Source organism: Mesorhizobium sp. P2_B11 (assembly GCF_056404855.1).
On record NZ_JBFUDF010000002.1, the window covers coordinates 891,131 to 908,362 of the forward strand.

A 17,232-nucleotide genomic window follows, 5' to 3' on the forward strand; every position below is an offset into this window, starting at 1 on the left:
ATAGCCCGCAATAATCACCGATCCTTAATCATGCTGGCAATTGTTTGCGGGTTAACCGTGTTGCCGGTGGCTCTGGCGCAACCTTTCCTTAAAATCGATCATCCAGTGTTTTTTGCAGAAATGTGTTGCGCACGGGGTGGCATGCACAGTGATGCGATGGAAACGCAAAAGCCTGCGGGCTGACAGTCAAGTGGCGTTGGTGCTCGCCGCCGGCGGCTTCTGCGCCGCCGTCATGGCGCTGCTGCTGTCGCGGCTCGACGTCAGCGCCGATGTGCTGAAGCTCTGCCTGCAGATATCGGTGCCGGTCGCCGCCGTGGCGCTGATGCTCGCCGCGCTGTTCATTTACCGGATACTCGACGACCGCCGGCAGATCGCCGAGAGCGAGCAGCGCTTCCGCCGCGCCATGGAGGATTCGGCGATCGGCATCGCCATTGTCGGCCTCGATGGCCGTATCCACGAAACCAATCCGGCCTTCGCCGCCATGCTCGGCTACAGCAAGGCAGAGATCGAGGCGCTGACCTTCTTCCAGATCACCCATCCCGACGATGTGCAGATCGGCCGCGAAACGATGGACGGCATGCGGGCGGGCACCGTCAACGCCTTCCACTTCGAAAAGCGCTACCTCAAGAAGGACGGCACGCCGGTATGGGCCCATCTTGCCGGTTCCGTCATTCGCGACGAGAAGAGCGGCCGCCCACTCTACCTCGTCTCGCAGATTGAGGATATCGACGCGCGCAAGCAATCCGAGGCGCGCATAGCCGAAGCCGAAACCCGCTGGAACTTTGCCCTGGCCAGCGCCGGACAGGGCGTCTGGGACCTCGACATGCGCAAGGGCGGCACCACCTATTCCGCCACCTGGGTGAAGATGCTGGGCTATGACGAGGGCGAGCTCGACGGCGACCCCGACCGCTGGCTGACGATGATCCACCCCGACGATCGCGAAAACGTGGCCGAAGCCGACCGCGCGCATCTTGAGGGCAGGACGCCGTTTTTCGAGGCCGAGTTCAGGATGCGCCACAAGGACGGCCACTGGGTCTGGATCCTCGATCGCGGCAAGACGCTCGAACGCGACAGGGAGGGCCGGCTGATCCGGGCCATCGGCAGCCTGACCGACATCACCCAGCGCAAGCAGGCCGAGGAAAGCCTGATCGCATCGGCGGCGGCGCTGGCGGACGAGAAGGAGCGGCTGAGGGTGACGCTGCAGTCGATCGGCGACGCCGTCATCTGCACCGATGCCGCCAATCGCATCACCTTCATGAACCCGATCGCCGAAAAGCTGACCGGCGTAGCCGGCGCAGAGGCGCTCGGCAAGACGCTTGGCCATGTCTACTGGGCAGTGGACGAGGAAACCGGGCAAAGGATCGGCATGACGCGGCCGGCGCTCGGCGGCTCCAGCCCCGCCGATCAGAACAGCCGCGCCGTGCTGATCCGCCGCGACGACACGCGCTGCAGCATCCGCCAGGTGATGTCGCCGATCATGAACGAGCGCCAGGAGTTCGGCGGCCTGGTCATCGTCTTTCAGGATTTCACCGATGCGCGCGCCTTGCAGCGCCAGCTCGCCTACGCCGCCGCGCATGATGCGCTGACCGGCCTTGCCAACCGCTCAAGCTTCATCCGCACCATGGAGGAGCTGGTCGATCGGAACCGCAAGGCCGGCGCGGCAAAGCCGGCGGGCGGTACGACCGGGTCGACCGGCGAGCATCACTTCATGTTCATCGATCTCGATCATTTCAAGCTGGTCAACGACACGGGCGGTCACGCCGCCGGCGACGCCTTGCTGAAGCGGGTTGCCGTGGCCATTCGCGGCGCGCTTGGTCCGGAGGATATCGTCGCCCGGCTCGGCGGCGATGAATTCGCCGTCATCCTGAAATCCGGATCGGGCGCCGGCGCCAGGATTGCCGCGCGCTCGATCATCGACGCCATCCGCGGCCTGCAGTTCACCTGGGACGGCCGGCCGCATGCGATCGACGCCAGCATCGGGGTAGCGCCGATCCGCAGGGGCGAAGTCGACGAGATCATCGCCCGGGCCGATGCCGCCTGCTATGCGGCCAAGGCCGCCGGCCGCGGCTGTGTTTCCGTGGCGCCTGACGACAGCGGGTCAAAAGGCCAAGCTGAGCCGCCGCTTGCGGCGGCGTCCTGAGGGGGAACGGGAACTTTAGCGTTCTAACGGGTTAGCGCGTCGGGACCGGATGCTCGCCGCGATAGTCGTAGAAGCCGCGCCCGGTCTTGCGGCCGAGCCAGCCCGCCTCGACATATTTCACCAGCAGCGGGCAGGGGCGGTATTTCGAATCCGACAGGCCGTCATGCAGCACCTGCATGATCGACAAGCAGGTGTCGAGGCCAATGAAATCGGCGAGCTGCAGCGGCCCCATCGGATGATTGGCGCCGAGCTTCATGGCGGTGTCGATGGCGTCGACCGAGCCGACGCCCTCATAGAGCGTGTAGATCGCCTCGTTGATCATCGGCAGCAGGATGCGATTGACGATGAAGGCGGGGAAATCCTCAGAGACGGTGATCGTCTTGTCGAGCTGCTTCACATAGGCCTTGGCGGCCTCGAAGGTCTGGTCCTCGGTGGCGATGCCGCGCACCAGTTCGACCAGCTTCATCACCGGCACCGGGTTCATGAAATGTATGCCGATGAAACGCTCGGGACGGTCGGTCTGCGCCGCCAGCCGGGTGATCGAAATGGAAGACGTGTTGGTCGCCAGGATGGCTTCCGGATTGAGCTGCGGACAGAGCTGGGCGTAAATCTTGCGCTTGACGGTTTCGTCCTCGGTCGCCGCCTCGATCACCAGATCCGCACCGGCGAGATCGGCCATGGCGGGAGCCGCCGAAATGCGCGCCATCGCGTCGTTGCGCAGCTTTTCGTCAAGCTTGCCGGAACCGACCTGGCGGGCCATGTTGCCGCTGACGGTGGCAATGCCCTTCTCGATACGGTCGGGCGAGAGGTCGTAGATCAGCACCTTGAAGCCCGAAAGCGCTGACACATGCGCGATGCCGCCGCCCATCTGGCCGGCGCCGATAATGCCGATCGTCTCGATCTTGGCCATTTACAGCGATCCCGTCGAAAAGGCCTTTGCGGCCTGCTTTTTGTGCAGTGCAAACTAAAAGGGTGGGGCAGCTTCGTCTACCCCACCCTTTCACAATTTAATACGCTTTGGCAGAAAGCGTCAAAGCGCCTTTTGCAGCTCCGGCAGGATGACGAACAGGTCGCCGACCAGGCCGTAATCGGCAACCTGGAAAATCGGCGCCTCTTCGTCCTTGTTAATGGCGACGATGACCTTCGAATCCTTCATGCCGGCAAGATGCTGGATGGCGCCCGAAATGCCCACCGCAATGTAGAGGTCCGGGGCCACGACCTTGCCGGTCTGGCCGACCTGCCAGTCGTTCGGCGCATAGCCGGCATCGACGGCAGCGCGGGAAGCGCCGACGGCGGCACCGAGCTTGTCGGCGACCGGCAGGATGACTTCCTGGAACTTCTCCGCCGAGCCGAGCGCGCGGCCGCCCGAGATGATGATCTTGGCCGAGGTCAGTTCCGGACGATCGGTCTCCGACAGCTTGTTCTCGACGAAGGTGGACAGGCCTGGGTTGGCCGCCGCGTTGACGGTCTCGACTGCGGCCGAACCGCCTTCGGGTGCCGCCTGGAAGGAGGCGGTGCGCACGGTGATCACCTTCTTGGCGTCGCTCGACTGCACCGTCTGGATGGCGTTGCCGGCATAGATCGGACGCTTGAAAGTGTCCGGCGAAACCACCTCGATGATTTCCGACACCTGCGCGACATCGAGCAGGGCCGCGACGCGCGGGGCGACGTTCTTGCCCGACGAGGTCGCCGGCGCGATGATGGTGTCGTAAGCGCCGGCCAGCGAGACAACGAGTGCCGCAGTCGGTTCGGCGAGGCGTTCGACCAGCTCGTCGGCTTCGGCGAGCAGTACCTTGCTGACACCCTTCAGCTTGGCGGCGGCGTCAGCAGCGCCCTTGGCGCCCTTGCCGGCAACCAGCACATGCACGTCCGAGCCGATCTGCAGGGCCGCCGAGAGCGCCTTGGCGGTCTGATCGGAAAGGGTTGCGTTGTCGTGTTCTGCGATGAGGAGAATGGTCATTTTTCTGTTCCTTTCCCGATCGCTTACAATACGCCGGCTTCGTTCTTGAGCTTGTCGACCAGTTCGGCGACGCTCTTGACCTTGACGCCCGCCTTGCGGCCGCTGGGCTCCTCGGTCTTGATGACCTTGAGGCGCGGCTTGACGTCGGCGCCGTAATCGGCCGGGCTCTTTTCGTCGAGCGGCTTCTTCTTGGCCTTCATGATGTTGGGCAGCGAGGCATAGCGCGGCTGGTTGAGGCGAAGGTCGGCGGTGATGATCGCCGGCATCTTCAGCTCGACCGTCTGCAGGCCGCCGTCGACTTCGCGCGTCACCTTGGCCTTGTCGCCGTCGAGCACGACCTTGGAGGCGAAGGTGCCCTGTGCCCAGCCGAGCAGGGCGGCCAGCATCTGGCCGGTCTGGTTGGAATCGTCGTCGATCGCCTGCTTGCCGAGGATGACGAGGCCGGGCTGTTCCGCCTCGACGACGCCCTTCAGCACCTTGGCGACGCCGAGCGGCTCGGTCTGCTCGTCGGTCTTGACCAGGATGGCGCGGTCGGCGCCCATGGCGAGCGCGGTGCGCAAGGTTTCCTGCGCCTGCTGCGGGCCGATGGAAACGACGATGATCTCTTCGGCCTTGCCGGCTTCCTTCAGCCGCAGCGCCTCTTCCACTGCGATTTCGTCGAACGGGTTCATCGCCATCTTGACGTTGGCGAGTTCCACCGCCGAACCATCAGCCTTCACGCGAACCTTGACGTTCGCATCCACAACCCGCTTCACGGGTACAAGGATCTTCATTTGCCTGTCACCTCTCCTGAGATATTCGGGCGCGCTATAGCAGCGTGCGCCTGTGCAGAGTTGTCGAAAGCCGACATTCCTGACTGAAATCCGGCCAAACGGAATTTCTGGCCAGACGGAATTCTTATGTTGTGCCGCCTAACGGTGGCGTCCTCCCTAGTTGTGGCAGCGCAACACGTCAATATGCCACGGCAAGAGGCAAACCACTCAAATCGGTTCAGTTCTGACCGGAAGCGCCACCCCGACCCCAGCGCGTCTCCGGCTGCGTGGGCGCGGGCTCGGTTGGCGCCGGCCCGGTGGAAACGGGCGGCTGATCGGCGGGTTCAGGCTCGCCGTCATCGCCGGCAAGCAGCGGCACGCCGCGGCTGCGCATGATCAGCACCAGCACGCCGCCGGCAATGATGCCGCCGATATGGCAGGCCCAGGAGATCTGGTTTTCGCCACCGGCGGCAAACATCACCACCTGGAAGCCAATCCACAGGATCAGCGGGATGAAGGCCGGGATGCGCAGCGGAATGCGGGCGAAGACCAGCACCCACACCTTCACCCGGGGATAGAGGACCAGATAGGCGGCGACGACGCCGGCGATGGCGCCGGAGGCGCCGATCAGCGGCGTTTGCGAATCCCAGGCGACGAGCCCCTGAAAAGCGGCGCCGGCGATGGCACACAGCAGGTAAAAGATGAGGTAGCGGATATGGCCGAGCGCATCCTCGACATTGTCGCCGAACACCCACAAGAACAGCATGTTGCCGCCGAGATGGAAGATATCGGCATGCAGGAAGGCATAGGTGATATAGCTCAGGCTCTCCGGAATGATGACGAACTGGGGCGAGAGCTCGGCCGTGTTGTGGACGACCGAAGGAATGAAGCCGAGGCCGAGCACGGCGGCGTTGTTGAAATTCTCGCCGCCGACCGTGGTGATGAGAAAGACCAGCGCGTTGGCCGCGATCAGGCCGATCGTCACATATTGCAGCCTTATGTGGCGCAGCCTGTTGGTGTCGTAAAGCGGGATGAACATGCCCCGGTCCCTCGTCCGCTTTCGAGCAAATTCAGCGGTTCTTGCCGGGCACCCATAACACGTCGGCATTTCCGTTGTCATTGACCGCACGGGCGGCGACGAACAGAAAGTCGGAGACGCGGTTGATGTATTTCAGCCCCTCGCGGTTGACGTGCTCGGCCGGGTCCTGGGCCAGCGCCACCATGATCCGCTCGGCCCGCCGCGCCACGGTGCGGGCAAGATGCAGAGCGGCCGCGGCCGGCGTGCCGCCATTGAGCACGAAGGATTTGAGCGGCTGCAGATCCTTGTTGAGAAGGTCGATGTCCTTTTCGACGCGGTCGGTCTGCGAGGCGATGATGCGCAGCGGCTCGTAGCCGAGCGGCTTGCCGTTGTCTGGAACGGCGAGATCGGCGCCGAGATCGAACAGGTCGTTCTGGATGCGGGACAGCATGGCGTCGATCGCGGGATGGGTTGCCGCGGTGTGCAGGCGGGCGATGCCGATGCAGGCGTTGGCTTCGTCGACCGTGCCATAGGCGTCGACGCGCAGGTCGGATTTCAGCCTGCGTTCGCCGGTGCCGAGGCCGGTGGTGCCGTCGTCGCCGGTGCGGGTGTAGATCTTGTTGAGCTTGACCACGTCGCCTCCCGAACGGCCGTCACTTGCGGGTGAAATACACCACCAGCAGGATCAGCGCCAAGGCCAGGGCCTGCAATAGCACACGGGCCTGCATCAGCTTGTTGGAGGTGACGCCGTCGCCGCCGCGCATCATGTTGATGAGGCCGCGGACCAGCACGATCAGGACCGCGGCCATGGCCACAACGGCGAGGATTTTGAGGACGGTGACCATCTGGCGGCTCCAGTTCGTTTCGCTCAGGCGCGCCTGGCAAGCACGCGATAGAGCAAGGACGCCGGCAAGATGCGTTTCAGCACCACGCCGATCTTAGCCGGCACTGTTACCACATAGTGCGGGCGTGGGCGCCGCGACAGAAGAGCATGGCGCAAGGCCGCATAGACCACTTCCGGCCCCTTTTTCAGCCGCGAAGAGCTGCCGCCGGCCCGCAGCCGCGCCAGTTGCGCGGCATAGGCGACGTGGTGGACGGAATTCTCGTGGTCGATGTTCTTCAGGAACCAGAACAGCCCGTTGCTGGCGATCTTCGATGTCACCGGCCCCGGCTCGATCAGCGAGACATGGATGCCACTGCCCTGCAATTCCTGCCGCATGCATAGCATCAGCCCTTCGAGCGCATGCTTGGAGGCCGAATAGGCGCCGCGAAAGCGCACCGGCGCCAGGCCGAGGATCGAGGAGCAATGGATGAGGCGACCGTGCCCCTGGCGGCGCATCACCGGCACGATGCGATGGGTGAGGTCATGCCAGCCGAAGAAATTGGCCTCGAACTGCTCCCGCAATGCCGCAACCGGCAGGTCTTCGACCGCACCCGGCTGTGCGTGGGCGCCGTTGTTGAACAGGGCGTCGAGGCGTCCGCCTGTCCGCTCCAGCACCGATGCCGCAAGGGCGGCGATCGACTCCGGCTCGCGGTAGTCGAGGTAAAACGCCTCGATGCCGTCGGCCTCGAGTGCGGCGATGTCTTCAGGCTTGCGCGCCGTCGCGAACACGCGCCAGCCATCCGCCTTCAGCGCGCGGGCGCAATAGGCGCCTATTCCGGACGAAGCGCCGGTGACGATGATGGTGCGCATCGCTTTCGCCGGCGGGATCGTGGTTTGAGCAAGGGTTGCCATTTGCCACAATCCCTTCCCATATTCGCGGCGTCGAGACAATCGAAGGGAACGCGGCTCTTGATGCGGAATATCGTCGTGCTGCGCCGCGTCCTCTATGACGCGTTGGGCCATTTCAACACCGACGACGGCTGGGCGATGGCCAGCCATCTGGCGATCACCTCGCTGATGGCGCTGTTTCCGTTCCTGATCTTTGCCACCACGCTGGCGAGCTTCCTCGGCGCGCAGGCGTTCGCCGATACCGCCGTGCACCTTGTGTTCGACACCTGGCCCGATCAGATCGCCAAGCCGATCGCGCACGAGGTGCTCAACGTGCTGACCGTGCGGCGCACCGATCTTTTGACCTACGGCGTGCTGCTTGCCGCCTATTTCGCCTCCAACGGCATCGAGGCGCTGCGCACCTCGCTCAACCGCGCCTACCGCGTCGCCGAGACGCGCGGCATCATCTACCGTCGGGTGCAGAGCATCATCTTCGTCCTGATCGCCACGGCCGGCTTCCTGGCGATCAGCGTGCTTCTGGTGTTCGCGCCGCTGCTCGCGCGGCTCGCCGAAGCACATATCGAAGGGATCAAGCCCTATATGGGCACGATCACGCTATGGCGGTTCGTCATCGCTTCGACCGTCATTGTCGGTGGGCTGTTTGCCGTGCATTTCTGGCTGCCGGCGGGCAAGCGCCGTCTCGTCTCGATCGTGCCGGGCATCCTGTTCACGCTTGCCGCATGGCTTATCGGATCAACCGTCTTTGCCACCTATCTCGATCACTTCTCGTCCTATGTCACGACCTATGCCGGGCTGGCGTCGATCATGATCGCGGTGGTCTTCCTCTATATGCTGTCGGCGATCTTCATCCTCGGCGGCGAACTCAACGCCGCGATCAGCCGCTATCTCGAAGCGAGGGCGCGGGTCGGTAGCTAAGGCATTTTCTTGAGCATGATCCTTGGACAAAACGGTTCCCGTTTGTCCGAGAAAACCGGTACCCACTTTTCGGGATCATGCTTTGGCCGGCCGGGCCGTGGCCAGGCCGACACCGAGCGTTGCGATGGCCATGCCGACGATCTGCAGGAGGTTGAGCTGTTCGCCGAACAGCGCCCAGGCGATCACAGCGGTGACGGCCGGCACCAGGTAGAACAGCGATGCGACCTTCGACATCTCGCCGTCGCGGATCATCACCATCAACAGGAAGATGGCGCCGATCGACAGCACCAGCACCAGCCAGGCCATGGCGAAGATCAGTTCACCGTTGATGACGACCGTGTGCGTCTCAAGGGCAAGCGAGGCCAGGATCATCAGCGCGCCGCCACCGACATATTGCCACATCGTCGCCGCCACCAGGTCGCCGCCCGACGCATAGCGTTTCTGCCAGATGGTGCCGGCACTCATGCCCAGCACCGAGACCAGCGACGCTGTCAGCGTTTCCGGGGTGACGCCGCCGCCGAGCGCGCCGAGCTTCGGCCACAGCACGATGACCACTCCGATCAGGCCAACGGCCAGGCCGGCGCAGTGCCGTGGCAAGATAGCCTCGCCGAGGAACTTGCCGGCAAGCACCGCCGTGATCAGCGGCTGCAGGCCGACGATCAGCGCTGAAAGCCCGGCCGGCATGCCTCTGTGGATCGCCCAGAACACCGCGCCGAGATAGACGCCATGCATGAGGATGCCGGCGACGGTGGCGTGAAGCGCTTCGGCCCTTGTGGCTCGCTTGGAGCCAAGCACGAGCATCAGGCCGGCGAGCAGCAAGGCGGCGATGACAAAGCGGGCCGCCAGGAAGGTGAAGGGCTCCGCCCATGGCATGGCATAACGCGCACCGATGAAGCCGGTCGCCCACAGGACGACGAAGGAGGCGGGGATGAACCGCTTGAGACTGTGCATTTTTGGGGAAGCCGTTCGTGTCGGTGAGGAGGCCCGATTGGGTGAAGAGTCAACTACGGCAATTGCTCTAATGCGGTTCAATCCGGCAAGCAAAGCGAAACAATTGATACATAAGCTTGCCGGAATGTAATGGGCGGCCGAATTCAAAGGGCGGCGCCGGGGGCAATCGACCTCTGTCGATCGATCCGGCGATACGGCGTTTCGGCTTCGACAGGGAGCGCGCATGCTGTTGCATCTCGACACAAGCTGGCTGTTGATGACGGTTGCGAGCGTGGCCGTGTTCGGCTTCTTCTTCGGCTCGGCGCTCGACGCCATCATGCAGGAGGACGGTTTTGGGTCGACCGGCAACACGCTGCTGTTCACGCTCGGCTTTTTCGTCGCGATCATGGTCGCGAACGAACATGGCATCGTCCTTAGAGATCTGAAGCTTGCGGTTGCCTGGGGACTGGGCGGCGCCTTCGCGTTTATCGCCGCGTTGGCGCTGCTCAAGGCGGGGCTTGCCCGACTTTAGAGTAACGCAATTCCCAAGGGAAAGCGCTACGCGCTTTTCCCGGGAAAACCGCTCACACTTTTCCTGGAATTGCTATAGCTAGAGGCCGACCAGCCGCCGGACATCGTCCGGCGAAGCGCCTGCCTGCCTGAGCGCGGCAAGGCCGGTATCGCCAAGACTCTTCGACAGTTTGCGCCCGTCCGGTCCGAGAACGAGACGGTGGTGGAAATAGTCCGGCTGGGCCAGCCCAAGCAGTTCCTGCAGCAGGCGCTGGATGCCGGTCGCCGAATAGAGGTCGCGGCCGCGCACGACATGGCTGACGCCTTGCAGGGCGTCGTCAGTGACGACAGCCAGGTGATAGCTGGTCGGAATGTCGCGGCGCGCCAGGATAACGTCGCCCCAGTCCTGCGGACGCGCCTCGACAGTTCGCGTCGCCGACAGCGTCTCGTCGGTGAATTCGCGCCAGGACAGATCGGTGCCGACGCGGGTCAGCGCGGCATCGACGTCAAGGCGCCAGGCGAAGGGCGCATTGTCTGATATCCGGCGGTTGCGTTCGCCGACCGGCAGCGCCTTGTCGGCAGCGGGATAGAGCGGCACGCCGTCGGGGTCGCGCGGCCAGTCGCGGCCGCGCTTTTCGCTGTCGGCGATGAAGGCCCTGATCTCGCCACGGCTCATGAAGGCGGGGTAGACGAGTTCTTCGCGGATCAGCCGGTCGAGCACGGCCTGATAGTCGGCGAAATGGTCGGCCTGACGCCGCACCGGTTGTTCCCATTCGAGGCCAAGCCATTCGAGGTCGCGAAAAATGCCGGCCTCGAATTCCGGCGTGCAGCGCGTCGTGTCGATGTCCTCGATGCGCAGCAGCAGGCGGCCACCCACTGCATTTGCCATTTGCTGGTTGAGCAGCGCCGAATAGGCATGGCCAAGATGCAGTTCGCCATTCGGGCTCGGCGCGAAGCGAAATGTCAGGAGCGTCATCTCTGTGGCGGCAATCCGGTTGTGCAGCGGTTTTGCCAATTGCTACTTTGCTGCTCATCGGCGGACAAGGATACCATGCAACGCATCGCGACACTGGACGACATTGCGCGGGGGTTGGATGCGCTTTGCACGATCGATCCGCGCCTGGAAAAGGTACGCGGCATGGCCGGCGAGGTGCCGCTGCGGCTCTCCGAACCCGGCTTCAGGAGCCTCGCCTCGATCATCGTCTCGCAGCAGGTCTCCCGCGCCAGCGCCGATGCCATTTTTGGCCGGCTGGTGAAACTGGTCGATCCGCTGACGCCGCAGGCCATCCTTGCCGCCAGTGAGGACATGTTTCGCGAGGCCGGCCTGTCGCGGCCGAAGCAGCGCGGCCTGATCGCGGTTGCCCAGGCCGTGGTCGACGGGCTCGACCTACACCACCTCTGTTCGCTCGATGCCGAGGAGGCGATTGCGGCGATGACAGCGGTGCCGGGCATCGGCCCGTGGACGGCGGAAGTCTACCTTCTGTTCGCCGCCGGCCACCCCGATATTTTCCCCGCGCGCGACGTCGCGCTGCAGAGCGCGGTCGGCCATGCGCTGGGCATCGAACCGCGTCCGCCGGAGAAAACACTCATCGCCCTGGCCGAATCATGGAGCCCGTGGCGAGGTGTCGCATCGCGGCTTTTCTGGTCCTATTACCGCGAAACCAGGGGCAGGGACGCAGCACCTCCCGCCTGAAACCGCAAAAAAGCATGAAAATCCTGCATTTTTGCCGCTTTTGGCGAGCGACAATCCGCTTCACATCCCTGTCATGTCGGGCTTACAGTATCCGCGCCGATCGGTTCTAGAACGAGGAGGTCAACAAGGTGACGGTTGCCGTATCTCCGGATGGGCTTCCTGCGCTGGTGCTGAACGCGGATTATCGTCCGCTCAGCTATTACCCCTTGTCGCTCTGGTCCTGGCAGGACGCCATCAAGGCGGTGTTCCTCGACAGGGTCAACATTGTCGCCGAATACGAGCACGCGGTGTCTTCGCCGACTTTCTCGATGAAGCTGCCCAGCGTCGTCAGCCTGAAGGCCTATGTGAAGCCGTCGAGGCACCCGGCGTTCACCCGCTTCAACGTTTTCCTGCGCGACCGCTTCCAGTGCCAGTATTGCGGCACGCCCGAGGATTTGACCTTCGACCATGTCATCCCGCGCCATCGTGGTGGGGCGACGACCTGGGAGAATGTCGTTGCCGCCTGCTCGCCTTGCAATCTGAGGAAGGGCGGCATGATGCCGGCGCACGCCAAAATGTGGCCGCTGCAGAAGCCCTACCAGCCGACGGTGCACGATCTGCACAACAACGGCCGATTGTTCCCGCCCAACCATCTGCATGAAAGCTGGATGGATTATCTCTACTGGGATGTCGAACTGGAACCCTGAGATCGTTCGAGAATTCGGGAGGCTGGCCGCCTGAAGCGATTTTCTGCGCTTCCGGTGCTCTCGGACTCAAATGTCCGCTGCGCTCCGGTTCTCGAAAATCACTTCATCCGACTCAGCCTGCCGAATTCTGTGAACGATCTCGCGTCGGCGCTTGAGACCTGATTAATCGCGGGCCAAGGCACTGCGGAAGGCGACGGCGGCGAGGATGAAGCTGGCGATGGCGTTCCAGCCGGCCAGCGACAGGCCGAGGATGCGCAGTGCTGCCTTGTCGCAGGACGGCGGCACGAATTTGTCGAGCGCGTCGAGCACGCCCTTGCCACCGGTGTCGACCGGGCCGGCGCCGGCCGTGCAGTCGGCCGGACCTTGCCACCAGGCCCATTCGACGCCGGAGTGATAGACGCCGAGATAAAGCCCGTAGAGCATCAGCAGGCCGCCAATGGCGAGCAGGCCGCGCGTCAGCCAGGCCGGCGCGCTGAGCATCGAGGCTATCACCGCCAGAAGCATCAGCGGCGCACCGATGTAATAGGGTGTGCGCTGCTCCAGGCAGAGATGGCAAGGGATGTAGCCGCCAATGTGCTGAAAGGCGAGCGCGGAGCCGACCGTGGCGGCCATGGCGACGGCGAGAAACAAAGCGGCGCGCGTCCGCTGGCGTCCGGTATCGGCATTCATGGTCGCTGTCATGGGTCTTCGTCCGTTGCGCTCGCCGCCCGTCTAGAAGGCGTATTTGACGACGATATAGAGCAAAATCAGGGCGGCGGCGCCGGCGCCCACGATCAATCCCAAACGCTTCTCGATGAATTCCTTGATCTCTTCGCCATAGCGGCGCAGCAGCCAGGCGAGAAGCAGGAAACGAGCGCCGCGCGCCAGGATGGCCGAGACGATGAAGACGACAAGATTGACGTGAAGCGCGCCGGCCAGAATGGTGACCACCTTGATCGGCGGCAAGTGGGCGGCGCCGGATGTGACGAGCAGCACCAGCATCAGCCCGGTGCCGGCCGACTGCCATCTCTCGAACGTGTCGAGGCCGCCGAAGTGCTCCAGCATCGGCCGTGCTATCGTGTCGTAGGCATAGTAACCGATGAGCCACCCCGCAATGCCGCCAAGCACGGACGCAACGGTGGCGGTCAGCGCGTAGCGATAGGCGCGTTCGGGCCGCGCCAACGCCATGGGCAGGTACAGAACGTCGGCAGGTATGAAAAACACCGAGCTTTCGACGAAAGCGATGAAGGCCAGCCACCATTCGGCGGATTTGCGGGCCGCCAGCGACAAGGTCCAATCGTAAAGTCCGCGAAGCATCGGCTCTCCTGGATGCATGTTGCCCAGACGCAACGCGCTTTGATGCGCGTCTGTCTAGAAAGATTTTCCGCGCTGCACAATGGCAGGAGCTTCATGAAACCGAAAGGCGGGCTTTTGCCGCAACAGGGCAGGGCGGCGCATTTGGCCAGTTGACGAACAGGCCTCCAACCGTATAGTCCGCGCCCATCCAGGCCCTGCGGCCTGAGCCCCTATGGCGGAATTGGTAGACGCGCTCGACTCAAAATCGAGTTCCGCAAGGAGTGCTGGTTCGATTCCGGCTAGGGGCACCATTTTCTCTCTTGGACATGCTTATTTCCAGTGTTGGCCACCACTATGAGGGGTCGCGTCCAGCCCGTGCCTTGGCCGACAGGGCGAAGGCGTCGGTCATCAGATTGACCAGTCCCGCTTACCCCACTTGCTGGCCTCACTACCCTCCAAGCGCAAGCGTCTGGGGTGATGCCCGATACAAAAGCACCGCCACGGTGACGTCAGCCGGTTACAAAAACAGGAAATATCTCCAGCCTTCTGGGAGTGGCGTGTCAGTGTCCCCAGAGGCTGCGTGAGCGTGTCGTCGGTTGGCTGTTAGCGCCTCGACTGGAACGCTCCACGCCTGTCAAGCGCATAGCGAAATCTCGTGAAGGCAACGTCAAGCTGCGTTCTCCGTCCTGTATCGGCAACGGGCGGAGACAGGGAGAGATGGGATACCATGCAGGTGAGGCGTCTGGAGGTTGGCAGGACATCGACGCGGGACGATTCCCGTGCAGGCGCTCGGCTGAGCGGTGCAATGATCACGCAGCGCCACCTCGCCGCGATTCTGGCTTGCGACGTGGTCGGCTATTCGCGCCTGACGGAGCGCGACGAGCGCGGCACGCTCGAGCGATTGAAGATCTACCGCAAGGACCTCCTCGAACCGCTGGTCTCCGGGCACCATGGCCGGATCGTCAAGCTTACCGGCGATGGCATGCTGTGCGAGTTCGCTAGCGTCGTCAACGCGGTGACCTCGGCGATGGCGATCCAGCAGGCTCTGGCAGACCATGAGGCGGAGACGCCCGAGGACGAGCGGATTCGCTTCCGCATCGGCGTCAATCTCGGCGACGTGGTCTGCGAGGAGGACGGCGACCTTTACGGCGACGGGGTCAACATCGCCGCCCGACTCGAAAGCATCGCCGATCCCGGCACCGTGATCGTCTCGGGCACGGCCTACGACCACCTTCAGGGCAAGCTTGACTTCGGGTTCACACCGCTCGGCGAACTGCGCCTCAAGAATATCGAGCGGCCTGTGCGCGCCTATCGCGTCGAGACCGACGCCAGCGCCGCGGTGGCTGCGCCGCCTCCCTTGCCCGAGAAACCCTCGATCGCCGTCCTGCCTTTCACCAACATGAGCGGAGACCCCGACCAGGAATACTTTGCCGATGGGCTGGTGGAGGACATCATCACCGGATTGAGCCGTGTGAACTCCTTCTTCGTGATCGCCCGCAACTCGTCCTTCACCTACAAGGGCCGGGCGGTGGACCTGCGCCAGGTCGGGCGCGAGCTGGGCGTCCGCTACGTGCTCGAAGGCAGCATCCGCAGAGCAGGATCGCGGGTGCGCATCAGTGGGCAGCTGGTGGATGCGATCAGCGGGCACCATGTCTGGACCGACCGCTTCGAGGGCGACCTGAGCGACATCTTCGACCTGCAGGACAAGGTGACCGAGAGCGTCGTCGGCGCTGTCGAGCCGAGCATCCGGCTGGAGCAGATCAAGCAGGCGCGCATGAAGCCGACCGACTACATGAGCGCCTACGACCTCTATCTTCGCGCGCTGCCGCGCTTCTACAGCATGACGCGCGAAGGCTTCGCCGACGTGCGCCGGCTCACCAACGAGGCGCTCAGCATCGACCCTGGCTTCAACCTGGCAAAGGGGCTCGGCGCCTATATCCGCAGCGTATCCGTGAGCCAGTGCTGGCATGAGCCGGACGATGGCCGGGTCGCCGTGCGCATGGCGCGCGAGGTACTAGCCGAAGCGCGCGACGACCCCACGAGCCTGCGCTTCGCCGCGCAGGTGCTCGCCTACAGCGCGAAGGACTACGAGATGGCGTTGGGCACGATAGAACGATCCCTGCTGCTCAACCCCAATTCGGCGCAGGGCCATACGAGCAGCGGCTGGGTGAACGCACATTCCAGCCGCCCGCTCGTCGCGATAGAGCACTTTCACAGGGCAATGCGGCTGAGCCCGGTCGACCCGGAGAAGGGCATCGCGCTCTCCGGCATCGGGATGAGCTACCTGATGCTCGAGCGTTACGACGAAGCGCTGGCATGGGGAGAGCGCGCGCTGTACGAAATGCCGAACTACGGCTCCTCGCACCGGGTGGTGATCATGGCGCTGGTCAAACTCAACCGGCTGGTCGAGGCGCAGGCTGCGGCGCGGCGGCTGATGGAGGCGTTCCCGACCTTCACGCTCACCCTGCAGAGACAGATCAACCCATGGCGGGACAAGGTGTTCGCCGAGCGCTACGTCGAGGCGCTGGGCATCGCCGGTGTGCCGGAGTGATCGTCGCGGTTGCTAACCTACTTGTTCCACTTTTTGTAGGTGCTCGACTTCATGTGTTTATGGTCTGGCTAAAAGCGCTATTTTTCCCGTAGACGCACCTTACCGCATATTCCCCGTATGACCCTGCGAGTACCGCCCCGGCTGCGGCCAGACTGTCAGGCCGTGCGGTTCGGCGCCGACGCGGAATTTGGTGACGGCGCCTGAGGTCGTGTCGATCATGTAGGCGGCGCTGTCGAAGCGGCCGGACAGCCACAGTTGTTTGCCGTCGGCGCTGACATTGCCCATGTCGGGGCTGCCGCCGCCGTGGATCGGCCATTGCGCGACGACCGCGCGGGTGGCGAAGTCGATCACCGTCACGCTGCCCGGACCCTTTGCCTTGCCCTGCTCCATCTTGTGCGAGCCGCGATTCGAGACATAGAGCCGCTTGCCGTCGCGGCTGACGACGAAGCCATGCGTGCCGATGCCGGTCGGGATGAAGCCGATCTCCTTGAAGCTGTCGCCATCGACCAGGAAGATACCGTCATTCATCATGTCGGCGACGTAGAAGACCTTGCCATCGGGCGAGAGGCGGATGTCCTGCGGCATGCCCATTCTCGAGAAGTCGAGATGGCCAAGCACCTTCTGGTTCTTCAGGTCGATCTTGGTCACTCCGCCATTGCCGTACTCGCAGGTGAAGATCGCATAGGAGCCATCGACCGAGAAATCGGCGTGGTTGATGCCGGGGCAGTTGGGCGTCGACAGGGTCGACTTCAGCGCCATGGTGTGGGGATCGCGAAAATCGAGCCGCTCCAGGGCTTCGTCGACGACGATCGCGGCGCTGCCATCCGGCATGAAGTACAAATTGTATGGATCGTCCACCGCGATCTGCGGGCCGGGCTTGCCGGTCATCGGGTCGATCGGCGTCAGGCTGCCGTTCTTGCCGGTGCCGTTGTTGGCGACCCAGAGCGTCTTCATATCCCAGGACGGCACCACGTGCTGCGGTTTGCTGCCGACGGAGATCCTGTCGACTTCCTTGAGCGTCAGGGTGTCGATCACCGTGACGCTGTTGGAGGAGCGGTTCGGCACATAGA

18 protein-coding genes and 1 tRNA gene are annotated in these 17,232 nt (G+C 63.7%); 7 read left to right on the forward strand and 12 right to left on the reverse strand.

The window, feature by feature from the left end:
- Positions 1-190: 190 nt before the first annotated feature.
- Positions 191-2,140, forward strand: coding sequence for a PAS domain S-box protein (locus AC1DYJ_RS08580; protein WP_477283431.1), 1,950 nt, complete (start codon positions 191-193; stop codon positions 2,138-2,140).
- A gap of 31 nt (positions 2,141-2,171) precedes the next feature.
- Here AC1DYJ_RS08580 and AC1DYJ_RS08585 read toward each other — a convergent pair whose 3' ends face one another.
- The 7 genes from AC1DYJ_RS08585 to AC1DYJ_RS08615 all read right to left on the reverse strand — a co-directional run bounded on the left by AC1DYJ_RS08585 (position 2,172) and on the right by AC1DYJ_RS08615 (position 7,605).
- Positions 2,172-3,050, reverse strand: a complete 879-nt coding sequence (locus tag AC1DYJ_RS08585) for a 3-hydroxybutyryl-CoA dehydrogenase (RefSeq protein WP_477283429.1) — start codon at positions 3,048-3,050, stop codon at positions 2,172-2,174.
- A 120-nt stretch (positions 3,051-3,170) separates the two neighbouring features.
- The gene (locus AC1DYJ_RS08590) at positions 3,171-4,100 is read right to left on the reverse strand and encodes an electron transfer flavoprotein subunit alpha/FixB family protein (protein WP_477283427.1); all 930 of its coding nucleotides are present in this window, start codon (positions 4,098-4,100) and stop codon (positions 3,171-3,173) included.
- Between the two features lie 23 nt (positions 4,101-4,123).
- A complete protein-coding gene (locus AC1DYJ_RS08595) occupies positions 4,124-4,873 on the reverse strand; it encodes an electron transfer flavoprotein subunit beta/FixA family protein (RefSeq protein WP_477283426.1) in 750 nt (249 codons plus the stop codon).
- 217 nt (positions 4,874-5,090) lie between these two features.
- On the reverse strand, positions 5,091-5,891 hold the full coding sequence (locus AC1DYJ_RS08600; RefSeq protein ID WP_477283424.1) for a rhomboid family intramembrane serine protease: 801 nt from the start codon (positions 5,889-5,891) through the stop codon (positions 5,091-5,093).
- 31 nt (positions 5,892-5,922) lie between these two features.
- Positions 5,923-6,504, reverse strand: a complete 582-nt coding sequence (locus AC1DYJ_RS08605; RefSeq protein WP_477283422.1) for a cob(I)yrinic acid a,c-diamide adenosyltransferase — start codon at positions 6,502-6,504, stop codon at positions 5,923-5,925.
- Between the two features lie 19 nt (positions 6,505-6,523).
- The gene (locus AC1DYJ_RS08610) at positions 6,524-6,715 is read right to left on the reverse strand and encodes a twin transmembrane helix small protein (RefSeq protein WP_477283420.1); all 192 of its coding nucleotides are present in this window, start codon (positions 6,713-6,715) and stop codon (positions 6,524-6,526) included.
- 23 nt (positions 6,716-6,738) lie between these two features.
- Positions 6,739-7,605 (reverse strand): SDR family oxidoreductase, encoded by an 867-nt coding sequence (locus AC1DYJ_RS08615; protein ID WP_477283418.1) that lies wholly within the window; start codon positions 7,603-7,605, stop codon positions 6,739-6,741.
- A 60-nt stretch (positions 7,606-7,665) separates the two neighbouring features.
- Here AC1DYJ_RS08615 and AC1DYJ_RS08620 point away from each other — a divergent pair, with 60 nt between their 5' ends.
- Positions 7,666-8,517, forward strand: a complete 852-nt coding sequence (locus AC1DYJ_RS08620; RefSeq protein ID WP_477283416.1) for a YihY/virulence factor BrkB family protein — start codon at positions 7,666-7,668, stop codon at positions 8,515-8,517.
- A gap of 75 nt (positions 8,518-8,592) precedes the next feature.
- Here AC1DYJ_RS08620 and AC1DYJ_RS08625 read toward each other — a convergent pair whose 3' ends face one another.
- Entirely contained in the window at positions 8,593-9,468 is an 876-nt protein-coding gene (locus tag AC1DYJ_RS08625) for a DMT family transporter (protein WP_477283415.1), read from the reverse strand.
- A 223-nt stretch (positions 9,469-9,691) separates the two neighbouring features.
- On the opposite strand from AC1DYJ_RS08625, the gene AC1DYJ_RS08630 reads away from it, so the two are divergent.
- A complete protein-coding gene (locus AC1DYJ_RS08630; protein ID WP_112562263.1) occupies positions 9,692-9,979 on the forward strand; it encodes a hypothetical protein in 288 nt (95 codons plus the stop codon).
- 78 nt (positions 9,980-10,057) lie between these two features.
- Here the strand turns inward: AC1DYJ_RS08630 and gluQRS are convergent, their stop codons facing one another.
- Positions 10,058-10,933 (reverse strand): tRNA glutamyl-Q(34) synthetase GluQRS, encoded by an 876-nt coding sequence (gene gluQRS, locus AC1DYJ_RS08635; RefSeq protein ID WP_477283945.1) that lies wholly within the window; start codon positions 10,931-10,933, stop codon positions 10,058-10,060.
- Positions 10,934-11,008: 75 nt separating this feature from the next.
- Here gluQRS and AC1DYJ_RS08640 point away from each other — a divergent pair, with 75 nt between their 5' ends.
- Both AC1DYJ_RS08640 and AC1DYJ_RS08645 read left to right on the forward strand, forming a co-directional pair.
- On the forward strand, positions 11,009-11,650 hold the full coding sequence (locus AC1DYJ_RS08640; protein WP_477283413.1) for a DNA-3-methyladenine glycosylase family protein: 642 nt from the start codon (positions 11,009-11,011) through the stop codon (positions 11,648-11,650).
- 128 nt (positions 11,651-11,778) lie between these two features.
- Entirely contained in the window at positions 11,779-12,336 is a 558-nt protein-coding gene (locus AC1DYJ_RS08645; RefSeq protein ID WP_008874122.1) for an HNH endonuclease, read from the forward strand.
- Between the two features lie 162 nt (positions 12,337-12,498).
- On the opposite strand, the gene AC1DYJ_RS08650 is transcribed toward AC1DYJ_RS08645, so the two are convergent.
- Together AC1DYJ_RS08650 and AC1DYJ_RS08655 are read right to left on the reverse strand one after the other, a co-directional pair.
- Positions 12,499-13,017, reverse strand: a complete 519-nt coding sequence (locus AC1DYJ_RS08650) for a disulfide bond formation protein B (protein WP_477283411.1) — start codon at positions 13,015-13,017, stop codon at positions 12,499-12,501.
- 30 nt (positions 13,018-13,047) lie between these two features.
- Positions 13,048-13,632, reverse strand: coding sequence for a YqaA family protein (locus tag AC1DYJ_RS08655; RefSeq protein ID WP_477283409.1), 585 nt, complete (start codon positions 13,630-13,632; stop codon positions 13,048-13,050).
- 205 nt (positions 13,633-13,837) lie between these two features.
- Between AC1DYJ_RS08655 and AC1DYJ_RS08660 the strand changes: the two genes are divergently transcribed.
- Together AC1DYJ_RS08660 and AC1DYJ_RS08665 are read left to right on the forward strand one after the other, a co-directional pair.
- A tRNA-Leu gene (locus tag AC1DYJ_RS08660) sits at positions 13,838-13,922 on the forward strand.
- 494 nt (positions 13,923-14,416) lie between these two features.
- On the forward strand, positions 14,417-16,162 hold the full coding sequence (locus AC1DYJ_RS08665) for an adenylate/guanylate cyclase domain-containing protein (protein WP_477283407.1): 1,746 nt from the start codon (positions 14,417-14,419) through the stop codon (positions 16,160-16,162).
- A 99-nt stretch (positions 16,163-16,261) separates the two neighbouring features.
- Here the strand turns inward: AC1DYJ_RS08665 and AC1DYJ_RS08670 are convergent.
- Positions 16,262-17,232, reverse strand: a 971-nt coding sequence (locus tag AC1DYJ_RS08670) for a YncE family protein (protein WP_477426026.1), incomplete at its 5' end; no start/stop codon positions are given.

Coding starts and splice junctions, on each gene's coding strand:
- AC1DYJ_RS08655 (WP_477283409.1), bottom strand. CDS start 13,632: ATGCTTCGCGGACTTTACGATTGGACCTTGTCGCTGGCGGCCCGCAAA.
- AC1DYJ_RS08610 (WP_477283420.1), bottom strand. CDS start 6,715: ATGGTCACCGTCCTCAAAATCCTCGCCGTTGTGGCCATGGCCGCGGTC.
- AC1DYJ_RS08615 (WP_477283418.1), bottom strand. CDS start 7,605: ATGGCAACCCTTGCTCAAACCACGATCCCGCCGGCGAAAGCGATGCGC.
- AC1DYJ_RS08600 (WP_477283424.1), bottom strand. CDS start 5,891: ATGTTCATCCCGCTTTACGACACCAACAGGCTGCGCCACATAAGGCTG.
- AC1DYJ_RS08640 (WP_477283413.1), top strand. CDS start 11,009: ATGCAACGCATCGCGACACTGGACGACATTGCGCGGGGGTTGGATGCG.
- AC1DYJ_RS08595 (WP_477283426.1), bottom strand. CDS start 4,873: ATGAAGATCCTTGTACCCGTGAAGCGGGTTGTGGATGCGAACGTCAAG.
- gluQRS (WP_477283945.1), bottom strand. CDS start 10,933: ATGACGCTCCTGACATTTCGCTTCGCGCCGAGCCCGAATGGCGAACTG.
- AC1DYJ_RS08590 (WP_477283427.1), bottom strand. CDS start 4,100: ATGACCATTCTCCTCATCGCAGAACACGACAACGCAACCCTTTCCGAT.
- AC1DYJ_RS08585 (WP_477283429.1), bottom strand. CDS start 3,050: ATGGCCAAGATCGAGACGATCGGCATTATCGGCGCCGGCCAGATGGGC.
- AC1DYJ_RS08620 (WP_477283416.1), top strand. CDS start 7,666: ATGCGGAATATCGTCGTGCTGCGCCGCGTCCTCTATGACGCGTTGGGC.
- AC1DYJ_RS08630 (WP_112562263.1), top strand. CDS start 9,692: ATGCTGTTGCATCTCGACACAAGCTGGCTGTTGATGACGGTTGCGAGC.
- AC1DYJ_RS08650 (WP_477283411.1), bottom strand. CDS start 13,017: ATGACAGCGACCATGAATGCCGATACCGGACGCCAGCGGACGCGCGCC.
- AC1DYJ_RS08625 (WP_477283415.1), bottom strand. CDS start 9,468: ATGCACAGTCTCAAGCGGTTCATCCCCGCCTCCTTCGTCGTCCTGTGG.
- AC1DYJ_RS08665 (WP_477283407.1), top strand. CDS start 14,417: ATGATCACGCAGCGCCACCTCGCCGCGATTCTGGCTTGCGACGTGGTC.